The organism is Bifidobacterium tissieri (assembly GCF_002259645.1).
Taxonomy (GTDB): domain Bacteria; phylum Actinomycetota; class Actinomycetes; order Actinomycetales; family Bifidobacteriaceae; genus Galliscardovia; species Galliscardovia tissieri.
On sequence record NZ_MWWV01000015.1, the window covers coordinates 34,894 to 49,836 of the forward strand.

The 14,943-nt window shown below is 61.3% G+C and carries 12 protein-coding genes; 9 read left to right on the top strand and 3 right to left on the bottom strand.

The annotated features are described in order from the left end of the window. Positions 1–60: 60 nt before the first annotated feature. On the top strand, positions 61–1,542 hold the full coding sequence (locus BTIS_RS09275) for a sensor histidine kinase (RefSeq protein WP_094664807.1): 1,482 nt from the start codon (positions 61–63) through the stop codon (positions 1,540–1,542). Between the two features lie 323 nt (positions 1,543–1,865). Here BTIS_RS09275 and BTIS_RS09280 read toward each other — a convergent pair whose 3' ends face one another. Further along, positions 1,866–2,570, bottom strand: a complete 705-nt coding sequence (locus BTIS_RS09280; RefSeq protein ID WP_094664809.1) for a response regulator transcription factor — start codon at positions 2,568–2,570, stop codon at positions 1,866–1,868. Between the two features lie 372 nt (positions 2,571–2,942). Here BTIS_RS09280 and pstS point away from each other — a divergent pair, with 372 nt between their 5' ends. The 4 genes from pstS to pstB all read left to right on the top strand — a co-directional run bounded on the left by pstS (position 2,943) and on the right by pstB (position 6,959). Continuing rightward, the gene (gene pstS / locus BTIS_RS09285; protein WP_094664811.1) at positions 2,943–4,070 is read left to right on the top strand and encodes a phosphate ABC transporter substrate-binding protein PstS; all 1,128 of its coding nucleotides are present in this window, start codon (positions 2,943–2,945) and stop codon (positions 4,068–4,070) included. Positions 4,071–4,197: 127 nt separating this feature from the next. Beyond that, a complete protein-coding gene (gene pstC / locus BTIS_RS09290) occupies positions 4,198–5,151 on the top strand; it encodes a phosphate ABC transporter permease subunit PstC (protein ID WP_094664813.1) in 954 nt (317 codons plus the stop codon). Continuing rightward, positions 5,151–6,143 carry a phosphate ABC transporter permease PstA gene (gene pstA / locus BTIS_RS09295; RefSeq protein WP_094664815.1) on the top strand — a complete coding sequence of 331 codons (993 nt, stop codon included), beginning with the start codon at positions 5,151–5,153 and terminating at the stop codon, positions 6,141–6,143. Before pstC ends, pstA begins: the two co-directional genes overlap by 1 nt. A gap of 36 nt (positions 6,144–6,179) precedes the next feature. Then, on the top strand, positions 6,180–6,959 hold the full coding sequence (pstB, locus tag BTIS_RS09300) for a phosphate ABC transporter ATP-binding protein PstB (RefSeq protein ID WP_094664817.1): 780 nt from the start codon (positions 6,180–6,182) through the stop codon (positions 6,957–6,959). Between the two features lie 1,440 nt (positions 6,960–8,399). Here the strand turns inward: pstB and BTIS_RS09305 are convergent. Next, on the bottom strand, positions 8,400–9,446 hold the full coding sequence (locus BTIS_RS09305) for an aggregation-promoting factor C-terminal-like domain-containing protein (RefSeq protein ID WP_094664819.1): 1,047 nt from the start codon (positions 9,444–9,446) through the stop codon (positions 8,400–8,402). Between the two features lie 183 nt (positions 9,447–9,629). Further along, entirely contained in the window at positions 9,630–9,971 is a 342-nt protein-coding gene (gene trxA, locus BTIS_RS09310; RefSeq protein WP_094664821.1) for a thioredoxin, read from the bottom strand. 245 nt (positions 9,972–10,216) lie between these two features. On the opposite strand from trxA, the gene BTIS_RS09315 reads away from it, so the two are divergent. The 4 genes from BTIS_RS09315 (at position 10,217) to BTIS_RS09330 (ending at position 14,858) form a co-directional block, all read left to right on the top strand. Next, positions 10,217–10,840 carry a DUF4916 domain-containing protein gene (locus BTIS_RS09315; protein ID WP_094664863.1) on the top strand — a complete coding sequence of 208 codons (624 nt, stop codon included), beginning with the start codon at positions 10,217–10,219 and terminating at the stop codon, positions 10,838–10,840. Positions 10,841–10,918: 78 nt separating this feature from the next. Beyond that, positions 10,919–11,788, top strand: a complete 870-nt coding sequence (locus BTIS_RS09320; protein WP_245819397.1) for an alpha/beta fold hydrolase — start codon at positions 10,919–10,921, stop codon at positions 11,786–11,788. A 27-nt stretch (positions 11,789–11,815) separates the two neighbouring features. Further along, a complete protein-coding gene (nudC, locus tag BTIS_RS09325; RefSeq protein WP_094664823.1) occupies positions 11,816–12,886 on the top strand; it encodes an NAD(+) diphosphatase in 1,071 nt (356 codons plus the stop codon). Between the two features lie 193 nt (positions 12,887–13,079). Continuing rightward, positions 13,080–14,858: a L,D-transpeptidase gene (locus BTIS_RS09330; protein WP_094664825.1), complete on the top strand. Its 1,779-nt coding sequence runs from the start codon at positions 13,080–13,082 to the stop codon at positions 14,856–14,858. The last annotated feature ends 85 nt before the right edge of the window (positions 14,859–14,943 follow it).

Consider the following 14,943-nt stretch of genomic DNA (forward strand, 5'->3'; position numbering starts at 1 on the left):
GTAGACGAAAAACGATCGACGGCGGGTGTATGCGCCTGCGCAAGGAGAACAGGACGGACGATGTCGGATTCCGTGACGGCAGTGGTTGTCGCCGTAGTGATCATGGCTGTGATCGCGCTTGTGCTCATCATTCTGGCATGGCGGTACGGCGTGATGTCCGGCGAGGAGCGTGCCCAGACACGTCATGCCAGCGAACAGAACGCCATTCCGAAGTCGCTCTACGGCAGGGGAGTGTCCGCCGACGAGGCGTCACGCAATCTGCTGAAGACGCTGCGCAGCGGTGCCATCATCGTCGACGGGCTTGGCGACGTGCGGTACGCCAGTCCTCGACTGGATAATCTCGACGTCGTGCGTGACGGTCATCTGATCTCGGGGGAGATCCGTGATCTGCTTGCGCAGGTGGCCGCCGATGGGGAGATCCGCGACCGTGAGATCGAAGTGACTGCGGTATCGCCGTCCGGGCGTATCACCGACCAGTCGAACGTGTATCTGCAGGTGCGTATCGGACATATCGCCACCATCGAACCATTGTCCGTCACGTTCGGCATGGATATCGCCAACGCCGGCGGCGCCAATGAACTGTATGTGATCTTTCTTGAGGACGTCAGCGAGAAACGGCATTTCGAGCAGATGCGCCGCGACTTCGTCACCAACGTGTCGCACGAGCTCAAGACCCCTGCCGGCGCGATATCGCTGCTCGCCGAAACCGTCTCCAGCGCCGCCGACGATCCGGACGCCGTACGCTACTTCTCCGGAAGGATCTCCAAGGAGTCCGAACGCCTGACCGAACTTGTGCAGAAGCTCATCGCCCTGCAGAAGGTGCAGGATGACAAGGGACTCGCCGCCGCGGACAGCGAGCCGGTATCCGTGCCGAAGATCGTTCGCGAGGCCGTGTCCGAAAACGAAGTGCAGGCCGCCGCCAAGCACATCGATATCCGCATGTACTTCGGCGACGATGACGAAGGCACGAGCGCCGAATACACCGCGGACGGGCAGCCTGACACATCGCTCGACGACGACATCATCGTCAACGGCGACGCCGATTCACTCAAGACAGCAGTGAAGAATCTGGTGGAGAACGCCATCCATTATTCGCCGGAGAATACGCATGTCGGCGTCAGCGTGCGGAAGAACGGCCGTGTGCAGATCCGCGTCGTCGACCAGGGCATCGGCATTCCCGCCGACGCGCAGAAGCGCATCTTCGAACGGTTCTATCGCGTCGATCCGGCACGCTCCCGTGCCACGGGCGGCACTGGTCTAGGCCTCGCCATCACCAAGCACGTCGTGCAGGACGCCGGCGGTACGATCTCCGTATGGTCCCGGCCGGGGGAGGGCTCCACGTTCACCATCGATCTGCCCAAGGCGGAAGATCAGTCCAACGACGATGATCTGCCCGAGGATGAGCATCAATCCCGTCAATCACAGGCGGAGGAGAACGCGGTGAAGCAGGATGCCGCGGACGGTGTGAACGTTACGGACAGCGCGGACGCCGTTGATGCCGAGGACGACGCTGAACGGGACTTGGTCGGTGAGGCCCGGTAGACCCGGTAGCGCCGACGATGCTTAGCAGGCCCAGATGTCTGTAGGCCTAGTGGCTTTGGTGAGTCCGGTGGCTTCGGCAGTTTTTGTCAGGACATGGTAAGCCGGGTCCCGCCACATGTGACTTCCGTGCGTTACTTCGCGCGCATTCGCAGACTCATATCGCATGCCTGTGCATATGAAACGCTCCGGCTTCCTGAATCGGTACGATACCTATCGGGAAGCCGGAGCGTTTCATCTATGCGGATTCACATGCGGATTCATATCTACGGATTCCGACGGAATCTACGGAATCCTACGAAGATTGTTCTACAAACCGTCTCGTACTACTCCGCCGGCTCGTCGATCTTGTAGCCAAGACCGCGCACGGTGGTGATGTAGTGCGGATGGGCAGGATCCTCCTCGATCTTGGAACGCACACGCTTGATGTGCACGTCCAGCGTCTTGGTGTCGCCAACGTAATCCGAACCCCACACGCGGTCGATCAGCTGATGGCGGGTAAGCACACGGCCCTTGTTCTGCATCAGGTATTCGAGCAGCTCGAACTCCTTGAGCGGGAAGAAGGCGTTCTCGCCATGCACCGTCACCGCATGCTGTCCCACCTGCATACGGATCGGTCCGCACACCAGCGGAATGTCGTCGTCGGCGGAATCGGAGCCATCCGCGCTGCCGGGCGCGCGACGCAGCACCGCACGTACACGGGCCAGCAGCTCGCGGAACGAATACGGCTTGGTCACATAGTCGTCCGCGCCGATCTCCAGCCCCACGACCTTGTCGATCTCCGAGCTTTTCGCCGTCAGCATGATGATCGGCACGCGGCTCTGTTCGCGGATCCTGCGGCACAGTGACGTGCCGTCCAGACCGGGGAGCATAAGGTCGAGCAGCACCAGATCCACACCGCCCTTGGTGAACAGCTCAAGGCCCTCTTCCCCGGTGGCTGCCGCCACCACGTCATAGCCTTCATGGGTGAACTGATAGACCAGGGGCTCCCGGTAGGATTCCTCGTCTTCGACGACCAGTATGCGGGTCATGTGATTGACTCCCTCTCGTGTTGATTTGCCCGTGGCTTTGCGACCAAAGGCAACTTACTCAGGCACAGACAGCATACATCGTCGGGTTGATACCTGAGATTCACCATGCAAACGTCAGAACTTTACCCAGCGTACGTTATCGGAAGCTACACAATCTACATCCAAACGATGTAGAAAGCAGATATCAGCACAAGTTCACTTTCCGTTCACCGACTTTGGTCTTGGGCTCTCCAACTCTCTCATAGTCTTGAATTGTCATGAAAAAGCGTGTTTTGCCAATGACAACAACCTGAAGGCGGCACGCGGTTGCGAATTCGGTTAATTACGGTTCTCCGATGTTCGCGACGGAAAAGGATACAAGAGGGAATAGTTATGCGAAAGAACATTCTTATGCGTTCCGTGGCCGTCGTGTCCGGTCTGGCCATGCTCGCCTCTCTGGCGGCCTGCGGTGACAACACCTCCGGCTCCAGCAACGGATCCAGCTCCTCCAGCTCCGCCGAGAAGATCTCCGGCGACTTCCAGGGTGCCGGCGCCTCCTCCCAGCAGAGCGCCGTCGAAGCTTGGATCGCTTCCTACCAGGCCACCAACCCCGACGCCAAGATCGCCTACAACCCGGTCGGCTCCGGCGCTGGTGTCACCACCTTCCTCACCGGTGCCACCGCATGGGCTGGCTCCGACGCCTCCCTGACCAGCGAGCAGGTCGACAAGTCCAAGGCCGTGTGCGCTGACAACACCACCGCCTTCGACATCCCGGCCTACATCTCCCCGATCGCCGTGGTCTTCAACCTCAACGGCATCTCCGGTCAGGACAAGCACCTGAACATGGACGCTGACACCGTCGCCAAGATCTTCGACGGCAAGATCACCAAGTGGAACGACGAGGCCATCGCCAAGCAGAACCCGAAGGTCACTCTGCCTGACACCGCCATCACCGTGGTCCACCGTTCCGATAAGTCCGGCACCACCCAGAACTTCGTCAGCTACCTCAAGGATGCCGCTCCGAGCTCCTGGACCTACGACCTGAGCGAGAACTGGCCGAACGAAGTCGGTCAGGGTGGTAAGGGCACCTCCGGTGTCATCAGCACCGTCAAGCAGGCCGACGGCACCATCGGCTACGCCGATGCCTCCCAGGCCGGCGACCTCGGCACCGTTGCCCTGAAGGTCGGCGAGAAGTACGTGCCGTACTCGGCTGAAGCCGCCTCCAAGGTCGTCGACGCCTCCCCGCTCGACGAGTCCGCCACTGGTGAGAACCGCGTGGTTGTCAAGCTCGACCACAACACCACCGCCGACGGCGCCTACCCGCTGGTGCTGGTCTCCTACGACATCGCCTGCCCGGCCTACAAGGACGCCAACACCGCCAAGTTCGTGAAGTCCTGGCTGACCTACGTGGTGAGCAAGGATGGTCAGGACGTGGCCGCCAAGAACGCCGGTTCCGCTCCGCTGTCCGACACGATGCGCGCCAAGATCACCAAGTCCATCGACGCCATCAAGACCGAGTGAACCGAATAATCGGTAACTGAGTCCAGGAATCCAAATCCGATCAGGCCGCGGTGTTTCCGCCTGAAGCGAGAAGCACTGCGGCTTTGTCGGGTCTAGATCCGACCACTACTTTGTGTAAGGAGAACCCGTGAGTTCGCAAGACAAAGCGGTAGTTCAGGAGAACACTGGAAAGACCGGAGATAAGGTCTTCAAGTTCTTCGCCTACGCCGCCGGTATTCTGATCCTCGTCGCGCTCGCAGCAGTGGCTCTGTTCCTGCTGTTCCGTGCGTGGCCCCTCATCGGCGGAGATCAGTCCGCCAACGCCGCCACCGTGGAATCGTTCACCGGTGGAAAGGCGCACAACTTCTGGCAGTACGTCGGACCGCTTGTGTTCGGTACAGTCCTCGTCGCAGCTCTGGCACTGATCATCGCCTTCTTCATCGCCGTGGGCATCGCACTGTTCATCTCGCACTACGCGCCGAAGCAGGTGGCTGTGGTGCTGAGCTCCGTCGTCGATCTGCTGGCCGCCATCCCCTCCGTTATCTACGGTCTTTGGGGTGGTCTGATTCTGGTCCCGGCCATTGGCCCCTTCTGGAACTGGGTGGCCACCTACCTCGGTTGGATTCCGATCTTCGAGGGTCCTGCCGCCAGCCCGGCTCGTACGGTCGCCACGGTCGCCGTGGTGCTCGCCGTCATGATCCTGCCGATCATCACCTCCGTGTCGCGCGATATCTTCCAGCAGGCTCCGCGTCTGCAGCAGGAAGCCGCTCTCGCTCTGGGTGCCACCAAGTGGGAGATGATCAAGCTCGCCGTCATTCCGTTCGGCAAGTCCGGTGTCGTGTCCGCCTCCATGCTCGGCCTTGGTCGTGCACTTGGTGAGACGATGGCAGTCCTCATGATTCTGTCCCCTGGCCTCACCTACTCTGTCAAGCTGCTGCAGGCTTCCCAGAGCCAGACGATCGCTGCAAACATCGCCGCGCAGTATCCTGAAGCCAACGATTTGGGCGTCTCCACGCTGATCGGAACCGGTCTGGTGCTGTTCATCATCACCTTCCTGGTCAACTTCATCGCCCGTAAGATCACTGAGAAAGCGAGCGTGTGATGACTTCCGCAAACCCCACCGAATTCAGCAAGGTCAAGCAGCCTGACTTCGACAAGCTTGCTCCTACGCGCTCGTTCATCGAGGCTCGTAAGCGCAAGGACATCATCATGCAGGGCCTCATCTACGTGGCCTTCATCATCGCCCTGATCCCGCTGATCTCCGTGCTTTGGACCACGCTGTTCAACGGTATCAAGCGCCTGAACATCAACTTCCTCACCTTCAACATGACGGGCGTCATCGGTGGTAACCCGACTCCGTCCGGTGGCTACGGTGGTGTGCTCCACGCCATCATCGGTACGCTGGAGATCACGCTCGGTGCCATGGTCATCTCCATCCCGATCGGTCTGATGTGCGCCGTCTACCTTGTGGAATACGCACAGCGCGGCGGCAAGCTCGCCCAGTCGATCTCCCTGCTCGTCGACGTCATGAGTGGTATCCCGTCCATCGTCGCCGGTTTGTTCGCATACTCGATGTTCACGATCTTCTTCGGACCCGGTACCATCAACGGTTTCGAAGGTTCCGTGGCATTGTCGCTGCTGATGATCCCGACCGTGGTCAAGACCAGTGAGGAAATGCTGAAGATCGTGCCTCACGATCTGCGCGAGGCCTCCTACGCTCTGGGCGTGACCAAGCAGCGTACGATCACCAAGATCGTGCTCCGCACCGCCCTTCCGGGTATCGTCTCCGGTGTGATTCTGGCAATCGCACGAGTCATCGGTGAGACCGCTCCTCTGCTTATGACCGCTGGCTTCATCTCCAGCACCAACGTCAACCTGTTCAGCGGACAGATGACCACCCTCCCTGTGTTCGTCTACCAGGAGTACAGCAAGCTCTCCGTGACCTGCCCGGCTTCCGCCGACGCCAGCTGCGTGCCCACCATCCCGATGGAACGCGCCTGGGCCGCCGCTCTGGTGCTGATCATCATCGTGCTTCTGCTGAACCTGCTCGGACGTTGGGTCGCCAAGGTCTTCGCCGTGAAGACGGAACAGTAAGTCGCCGCATAGAACGAATCAAGTTAAGGAAAACAAATGGGACAGCGAATTGATGTCAACCATCTGAACGTCTACTACGGCAACTTCCTCGCCGTCGAAGACGTGAACATGAAGATTGAGCCGAACAAGGTCACCGCATTCATCGGACCTTCCGGCTGTGGTAAGTCCACCGTGTTGCGCACCCTCGACCGCATGCACGAGATCATTCCCGGCGCCCACTGCAAGGGCGAGGTTCTGCTCGAAGGCAAGAACCTGTACGCTCCGGACGTTGACCCCGTGGCCGTGCGTCGTGACGTCGGCATGGTGTTCCAGCGCCCGAACCCGTTCCCCACGATGTCCATTCGTGAGAACGTGCTCTCCGGTGTGACTCTGAACAACCGCAAGATCAGCAAGTCCGACGCTGACGAGCTTGTCGAGTGGGCTCTGCGTGGTGCCAACCTGTGGGAAGAGGTCAAGGATCGTCTTGACAACCCCGGCATCGGTCTGTCCGGTGGTCAGCAGCAGCGTCTGTGCATCGCCCGCGCCGTGGCCGTGCACCCGCAGGTGCTGCTCATGGATGAGCCCTGCTCCGCTCTTGACCCGATCTCGACCCTGGCCGTCGAGGATCTGATCAACGAGCTCAAGGGCGACTACACGATCGTGATCGTGACCCACAACATGCAGCAGGCATCTCGTATCGCCGACTACACCGGCTTCTTCAACCTGAAGGCCGTCGGTCAGCCTGGTCACCTTGAGTACTTCGCTGACACGGACACCATGTTCCACAATCCTCAGAACGAAGAGGCCGAGCGTTACATCTCCGGTCGCTTCGGCTGATCCACTCCGCCGGGGGAACTTTCGCATGGCTGTGTCTGCACGGGTTATGTGCGGTCGGTGTGCGTGGAGGCCGTATGGTTGTACACGGCTTTCACACCGCCGTCGGCAGCGCATAGCCTAGTGCGCACGGTTTCCCTCCTCCCGGCGGTTTTATTCTTCCCCTGTGTTTTTTCTTCTCTCCACTGGGGATGCCAAGGGCTCCTGCTTCTGCCTACGGGCAGACAGGAGCCTTTTGTATTGTGCCGTGGCGTTCTGTCACCTCTTTCGGTTCTGTTTCACGATGCTCTGGTATCGGTTCATAATCGGGGGGTAAGGGTCGGAACGTGGGTTTTATTCGTGTGTGTTGGCGTGTCGTTGGGGCCATAAGCCCTCATCACCCAACGACTAATGCTCCTTGCGACGCATGTGTGTGGCCAACAAGCACGGGGAACAAGCCCCGGTGCCTATCCGACTCACGCGTGTGACACACACGCACCGGGGACGGTCCGCTGTGTCCATTGGACGCACACGTACGTCAAACAGGCACCGGGAGCGAAGCTTCGTGCTCATCGGACGCACGTATACGACCAACAGGCACCGGGGACGATCTCCGATACCCATCGGACGCACGCATGCGTCGAACACGCACCAGGGAAGAACCACCGTGCTCATGCGACGCACGCATGCACCAGACGGGCATCGAAACCGAGCCTCGGTGCCCATCGGACGCACGCGTATGTCGGACACGCACCGAATTGCTCAGGCCCGGGTCGCAGGCGGCGAGCACGTTTCCTTACGCCGGCCGAGGAGCAGGGGCAGAGCGGGGGTCTTATTCGCATCGTCGGCGTGCCGCCGGCTGGTGTGACCGGCCCGGCCTGTCCGACGTCGAATCCGCTCTCGCAGGCGTCGGCTTCCTTCTTCGCATCGCAATCCCAGGCAATGGGGGTATCCCTGCCCTTGCCGGCCTGAGGTCGCATACGGAACAAGCCAACCGGATACATGCGAACTCCAATCCGAACGCCGAAACGCCCAACTTCTCGCCCGCACCTTCAGCATTGTTCCCGATGCCCATAGTCGCACATAGTCCGCTTCTCTGTTGCCCTTCGCTGCGGGTTTGTTGTGCAGACCGTTTTGACCAGCAGTGTGGAGGTTGTCATACTGCGGGTTCGTCGGGGTGATGTGTGAAACCCGCAGTGAGGTACTTTCTTCACTGCGGGTTTGTTATGCAGACCATTTGTACCTGCAGTAAGCCCCTTGTTTCGCTGCGGGTTCGTTGCATGGAATGACTGGACCCGCAGTGTTGATTCGGGTTCGCTCCCTGCACTCGTCGTAATCTCGGAATCATTGATACCAATGCCGATACCCATATACAAATAATCCCCGTCCGGATCAGCCCGGGCGGGGATTACGTATGAGATCGGTCGGTTGCGATCGGCAGATCGGCGAATCAGCGCATCAGTATCAGTAGCTGTGGTGGGACAACCAATACGTGTAGGCCTGCTGGATTCCGCCGTAACGGTCGTTGCAGTAGCCGATGAACCACTTGAGCTGAGTCTGGTAGTTGGTCTTCCAGTCGGCGCCGGCGGAAGCCATCTTGCTGCCGGGCAGTGCCTGCGGCAGGCCGTATGCGCCGGAGGATGCGTTGGTGGCCGTCACATTCCAACCGGATTCGTGGTTGATGATGTACACCATGCCGGTGAAGTCGGCTTCCGTGTAGCCGTTGGACAGCAGGTAGTCATGTGCCCACTGCTGCATGTCGCTGGCAGGAATGGTGGTGCCGATGTCGTTGGACGACGAATCGGACGAACCGGCGTCGCTCTTGTTGGACGTGCTCGGCGTGGAGGAGGCCGTGCTGCCGGTGCCGATAAGCACCACCTTGTTCACAGGGGCCTTCTTCACGTAGGAGCTGATCGTGTTGCTGGAGACGACGTTGCCGCCGGACTTGGTGACCAGGTTCGTGGCCTCCATCACGCCGGCCTCGCCCTCGGTCTTCACCTTGGTGGTGCCTGCGGGCAGGGAGTCGGTCTTCTCCTCGACGGTGTTGAACGGAATCTCGGTGTCGGCGGTCTCGATGGTGCTGCCGGCACGCTCGATGGTGATGGTGGTCGACTCGGTGACCTTGGTGTCAAGGCTGGGGGAGACGGAATCCTCCGGCTCCAGGGTGATGCTGCCCTGATCCAGCACGGACTTGACGTCGGTGAAGTCGGTGCCCAGCACCAGGCGGGATTCGCCGTTGATGACGACCTTCACATAGGCGGTGTTGGCGTCGGACCCGCGGGCGTCGCCACGGGATGCCGCCTTGAACGCGTTGACCTCGTCGCTCTTGGTGGCGGAGTACGAGGAGATGCTCTGCTGCGCATGAGTGGGGTTCGTCTGATAGAAGTCACGGGAGACGATGCCGCCGCCGATCAGCAGTGCCGCGGCCGCGCTTCCGGCTGCAATACGCATCCACTGACGTTTGGTAAGGCGTTTGAGGATAAATTCCTTCGGTTTGCGATGACTCGCCATGAATCTCCTTAGATCGACCGATAAGGCTCACACTGCCTCCATATTCTACCGATCGGTTATGACGAGGGAAAAAATTCCGGTGCGGCGTACACCGTGTCGCCACACCGGAAGTGGTATATGCGTCGGGATATGTGAACGTCGGACGTTACCCGGACTAACTGGGCCTACGTCGTCTAGCTCGCATTACTCGGCCTTGGGAGCGTCCTCCAGCTCCTTCACCTTGCCGATCAGCGTCTCGAGATCGGAAGGACGCAGCGCGCCGGCCTGCTTGAACACCACTTCGCCGTTGCGGATCGCGATCAGCGTGGGCACCGCGGAGATGCCGGCCGCCTGGGCAAGACCCTGCTGCTGGTCGATATCCACCTTGGCGAAGTACACGTCGTCGTGGGTCTCCGAAGCCTTTTCAAAGGTCGGGCCGAATGCACGGCACGGACCGCACCACGTGGCCCAGAAATCGATGAACACCAGCGGGTTCTTGGTGATCGTCTCTTCGAAGTTTTCGGTGGTCAGCTCATGGGTCGCCATAATCGTCCTCCTATCGCGTGCGTCGCGTCCGCATCGCTTTCTGTGATGGAAGACCGCGCGCAACCGCACATCAATGGGTAAATCGCTACCAGCATCTCATAGCGGACCGCGACACGACAGTGGGTAAGCTCATGGCGCAGGATCGTCGACGGGTGTTCCACGTTGCGTGATTTCCCACGATTCGTGTCGCGTTTGCAAAGGCCGTCGTCATGAAAAGGTCATGTGGCGGGCTGATAATGGTGGGCATGCCGGTTCTTAATGACGAAGTGCCCGACGAGGGCGACTACGACGCCTCGCGTCGCCGTGGCGAGTTCGACAACATCACTCCCGATGATTTCATTCGCGGCTCCGATGGCAGCAATCCTCCGGGATGGCTGAGTTCTGCGGAGATCGATGATCTGCGCGGCAAGATGCCGATCGTGTACGTGGAGGTGGTCCCGGTGCGCGCCGACGACTTCGGCCGCATCTCCAAGGTGGGCACGCTGCTGCACATGGGGTCCGACGGCATGATCGAACGTACGCTGATCTGCGGTCGTGTGCTGTTCCATGAATCGTTGCGCGAGGCGGTGGCCCGTAACATCGCCAAGGATCTGGGCGATATCGCCCTGCCGCTGCTGCCGCTGAGCCTCCAGCCGTTCACCGTGGCGGAGTTCTTCCCCACGCCGGGCGTTTCCGAATTCTACGATCCCCGTCAGCACGCGGTGACGTTGTGCTATGTGGTGCCGATCGCCGGCGACTGCAAGCCGCAGGACGAGACGCTGGACGTCGAATGGGTGGACCCGGCCGAGGTGCGACGTCCCGACTTCATGGCGCAGATGGCCGGCGGACATGGCGAGATCCTCCGTCGTGCCATCGGTTGGGCCGGCTGACGGCACGGCCGCGTGCGATCACACGACAACACGACATATATCGACGAATCAACGGCCAAGGGAAGGACTTGAACGATCATGACCATGACGATTCTGCGGACGACGTATCGCGAACCCGCCGCCGGTGCGGATCAGGGCGTGCCGGTGGTGTTGGTGCACGCATTCCCGATCGATCATCGGGTGTGGGACGAATGCGCATCCGTGCTGTGCGCGATCAGCGAGGGCGAGCAGGATCGCCCGTTCGCGCTGTACGGACTGGAGATGCCCGGTGCCGGCGAGTGCCCGGTGCCCTCCGCCGAGCAGACCGGCCCGGTGGCCGACGACGGCGCCTACCCTGAGGCCATGGACCGCATGGCGGAGTCGTTCGTTCAGGAGTTCCTCTCCACCGGTCATACCAAGGCCGTGTGGGTGGGCATCTCCATGGGCGGATACCTCACGCTTGCCGTGCACCGTCTGCATCCCGAGGTGGTGGCCGGCGTGGTGCTGTGTGACACCAAGTCCGAGGGCGACGGTCCGAAGGCCCGCGCCAACCGTCTGCGCATCGCGAACGTATGCGAGACCGAGCACACCGTGGAGCCGGTCATGCACTTCGCCCAGCCGCAGCCGGACGATTCCGATTTCAAGAAGTCGCCGGCGTTCATCGACCTGTTCACGCGCTGGATCAACGAACAGCATCCGGAAGGCGTGGCATGGCGTCAGCGCATGGCCGCGGGACGACCGGACGAGACGCCGCAGCTCGCGAAGATCACCGTACCCGCCGGTCTGGTGTCCGGCACGCTCGATCCGTCCAGTGCCCCCGATCGCATGCGTCTCATGCTGGAGAAGATGACCGGCACCGAATGCGCGTTCACCACGGTGTATGACGCCGGACACTTCACCTGCGTGGAAAAGCCCGATGTGGTGGCCCGCGCGATTCTCGACGTGCAGCATCGCGCGTCCACTATGTGATATTCACGAAAGGAAACTACGACAATCATGGCTGACTTCTCGGCGTTCTCCCCGCTGGCGCTTACGCAGACGCTGCCGTTCCTGCCGCTTGCCCAAGGCACCATCGACTACGAGGTGGACCGCCGCGGTGAGGAGGGGCTGATCGACACATTGCTCGCCGATCCGGCCACGCGCGTGATGCTCGTCAACCACGGTCTGATCGCCGTGCCGAAGGGACAGGGCGCCAAGGTCGATCTTGAGTCGGCGAAGATCCGTCCCGCGCTCGTACCCGGATCCTATGTGGTCGACGATGTGCGCGGTCGCAACGGCATCGTCGCGATGTTCCTCGGCACCGACCGCACCGAGTCGGCCAGCGGAACGCATTATGTGGCACTGGACATCACCCGGGCGGTGCAGACGGTGCCCGACGACGCCCGAATCGGCGCCGATCACGCCTTTGACGGATCGACGGCATCGCCCGTCGCCCGTGCGGCCGAGATCTTCGACTGGGTGGATCTGCGCGGATTCGCGCCACACGCCAGCGCCCGAGACGCCGGACTGGCCACCAGCGCCGTCACCGTGGGCATCTGGCACGACCGTCAGCGATTCTGCCCGTGCTGCGGTTCGCAGGTCCGTCCGGCGCTCGCCGGCTGGGCCCAGCGCTGCACCAACGAATCCGACGGCAACCGCATCCTGTTCCCCCGCATCGAACCGGCGGTGATCACGCTGATCGTCGATGGCAGCAACCGCGTGCTGCTGCAGCACAACACCGCATGGCGGAACAACCTCTACTCGGCATCGGCCGGATTCGTGGAGGCCGGCGAGAACCTTGAACATGCCGCCCGTCGTGAGGCCAAGGAGGAGACCGGCATCACGCTCGGCGAGGTGAAATATCTGGGATCCCAGCCGTGGCCGTTCCCGTCGTCGCTTATGATGGCGTTCAAGGCGCGTGCCCTGAGCACGGAGATTCGCGTGGATCATAAGGAGACCGGCGACGCACAGTGGTTCACCCACGACGAGTTCACCAACGCCATGATCACCGGCAGGATCGAGGTGCCGGGCAAAGCCACCATCGCCCGATACATGATCGAGGAATGGTACGGTCAGCCGCTCAGCTGACATGAACTGTCAGCCGATTCCCATACCCCCTTCAGCAAGCGTTTCGTAAGTGTTCGCCCATGCCATACGGCTCTGTTCACTGCGGGACGAGTGTGGGATTGATCATAGATTGTTCATAACGGCGTTGTCATTTCGACGGGTATAGTGGACAGCGTTGCAAGACGCGATAATCGATCGCGAGAAATGGAAGATTATGACTGACGACAAGGACTTCGGATACACAGGGTCCGCCGGGGACTCGGCCTTCGATTTCCCCACAGCCGCGGCCCCGTCGCCCGACGAGGCGCAGACCGTCACCATGATGCCGCTTGGCAACCCCGGCGTTCCCATGGCATCCGGTGCCGCTGCTGGAGCATCCACCGTGGCATTCACCCCTATGAACTTCAGCGCGTCCTCTCCCTCGGCCACGGCGGCCGCAGCGACGGCATCCCCCTTCGCTCCAGTGAACGGCGGCACGGTGCCGCCGACGGACAACGGACGTGCGGCCTTCGCCGCGGCCGGCGACCCCGATGATGCCGTCATCGCAGTCAAGCATCGCAGGAAGAAGCCGGTGGCACTCATCGTCGTGCTGTCGATTCTCGCCGCACTCGTCGTGCTGTTCGCCGGCTACGTGTTCGGCGGCCAGCACTACTTCAAGGACAAGGCCGCTCCGGGAGTCTCCCTCGGCGGCATTTCGGTCGCCGGCCAGACCGCCGATGAACTGAAGACCACGGTGGACAACGCTGTGAAGAACTCCTCCGTGAAGGTGACCACCACCAAGGGTGCGTCCACCACCGCATCGCTGTCCGAGCTCGGCGTGACCGTCGACGTGAACAAGACCGTGGATAAGCTGCTTGCCGCCACCAAGAGCAACGCGCTGTCCACCGTCAACCCGTTCTCCAAGAGCGAGGTCGGCCTCGTCACCTCCACCGACAAGCTCGCCATGAGCACCTATCTGTCCGACAAGCTCATCGGCGACGACGCCCGCGTGGTCAACGCCAACGTCGAATACAACGCCGACGACAACCGGTTCATCGCCACCGAAGCGCGCGACGGCGAATCGCCGACGATCGACGGCGTGGTCAATGCCGTCAACGCGCTCGCCACCGATCCGGGCACTACCAAGGTCGTGACCATCGACACCGAAACCGTGTCCGCCCCGATCAGCGACAAGACCGCCACCGACGCGGCCGCCGCCGCGAACAAGCGCATCGACTCCGACATCGTGATCGGCAACGGCGCATCCAAGAGCTTCACGATTCCCTCCTCCGAGATCGCCAAGTGGATCAAGACCACCGGCGATCCGACCAAGGGCACCATCGAACTGACCTACGACGAGGATGCCATCAAGTCCTATCTGGCAAGCACCCTGCCCGACAAACTCAAGCAGGATGCCGTGGCCGAGGAGAACGTCGTCAACAGCAAGGGCACGGTGATCACCACCAGCGTCAAGGGCGTGGATGGCGTGGAGGTGTCCGGCACCGACAACACCGCGACCCAGGTGCTCACCGCCCTGCAGAACGGCACCGGCGGCGAGATCAAGGCCGACGTCAAGGTGACCAAGCACGAGACCAAGTCCCGTCAGGTCAACTACGACGTCGAAAACGGCGATCCGCACATGGTGATCAACCTGAGCGAGCAGAAGGCCTACGCCTATAACGGCACCACGCTCGTCAAGACCTTCAACGTCTCCACCGGCAAGACCAGCACCCCCACCGATACGGGTACGTTCTTCGCCTCGCTGAAGTACCAGACGCAGACCATGCGCGGCGAGGACTATGTCACGCCGAACGTGCAGTGGATCACCTACTACAACGGAGGTGAGGGCTTCCACGCCGCACCGTGGAACGTCGCCGGCATCGCCAGCGGTACGCCGAAGTCGCATGGCTGCACCAACATGAGCACCGACGATGCTAAGTGGGTGTACGACTTCCTGCCGATCGGCGGCATGGTCGAGGTCGTGGGCAGCACCCCCACCTCCGCCGTCCGCTGACGCCATGTCGATTCATGCCGATTCATGACAATGACCGAATGGTAACCGCCTGACGGTAGGCTGGGAGTATGACAGACGAACAGAA

Bases quoted from the DNA above. Each gene is read 5' to 3' on its own strand.
- BTIS_RS09275 (WP_094664807.1), top strand. From the start codon at position 61: ATGTCGGATTCCGTGACGGCAGTGGTTGTCGCCGTAGTGATCATGGCT.
- BTIS_RS09280 (WP_094664809.1), bottom strand. From the start codon at position 2,570: ATGACCCGCATACTGGTCGTCGAAGACGAGGAATCCTACCGGGAGCCC.
- pstS (WP_094664811.1), top strand. From the start codon at position 2,943: ATGCGAAAGAACATTCTTATGCGTTCCGTGGCCGTCGTGTCCGGTCTG.
- pstA (WP_094664815.1), top strand. From the start codon at position 5,151: ATGACTTCCGCAAACCCCACCGAATTCAGCAAGGTCAAGCAGCCTGAC.
- pstB (WP_094664817.1), top strand. From the start codon at position 6,180: ATGGGACAGCGAATTGATGTCAACCATCTGAACGTCTACTACGGCAAC.
- BTIS_RS09305 (WP_094664819.1), bottom strand. From the start codon at position 9,446: ATGGCGAGTCATCGCAAACCGAAGGAATTTATCCTCAAACGCCTTACC.
- trxA (WP_094664821.1), bottom strand. From the start codon at position 9,971: ATGGCGACCCATGAGCTGACCACCGAAAACTTCGAAGAGACGATCACC.
- BTIS_RS09315 (WP_094664863.1), top strand. From the start codon at position 10,217: ATGCCGGTTCTTAATGACGAAGTGCCCGACGAGGGCGACTACGACGCC.
- BTIS_RS09320 (WP_245819397.1), top strand. From the start codon at position 10,919: ATGACCATGACGATTCTGCGGACGACGTATCGCGAACCCGCCGCCGGT.
- nudC (WP_094664823.1), top strand. From the start codon at position 11,816: ATGGCTGACTTCTCGGCGTTCTCCCCGCTGGCGCTTACGCAGACGCTG.
- BTIS_RS09330 (WP_094664825.1), top strand. From the start codon at position 13,080: ATGACTGACGACAAGGACTTCGGATACACAGGGTCCGCCGGGGACTCG.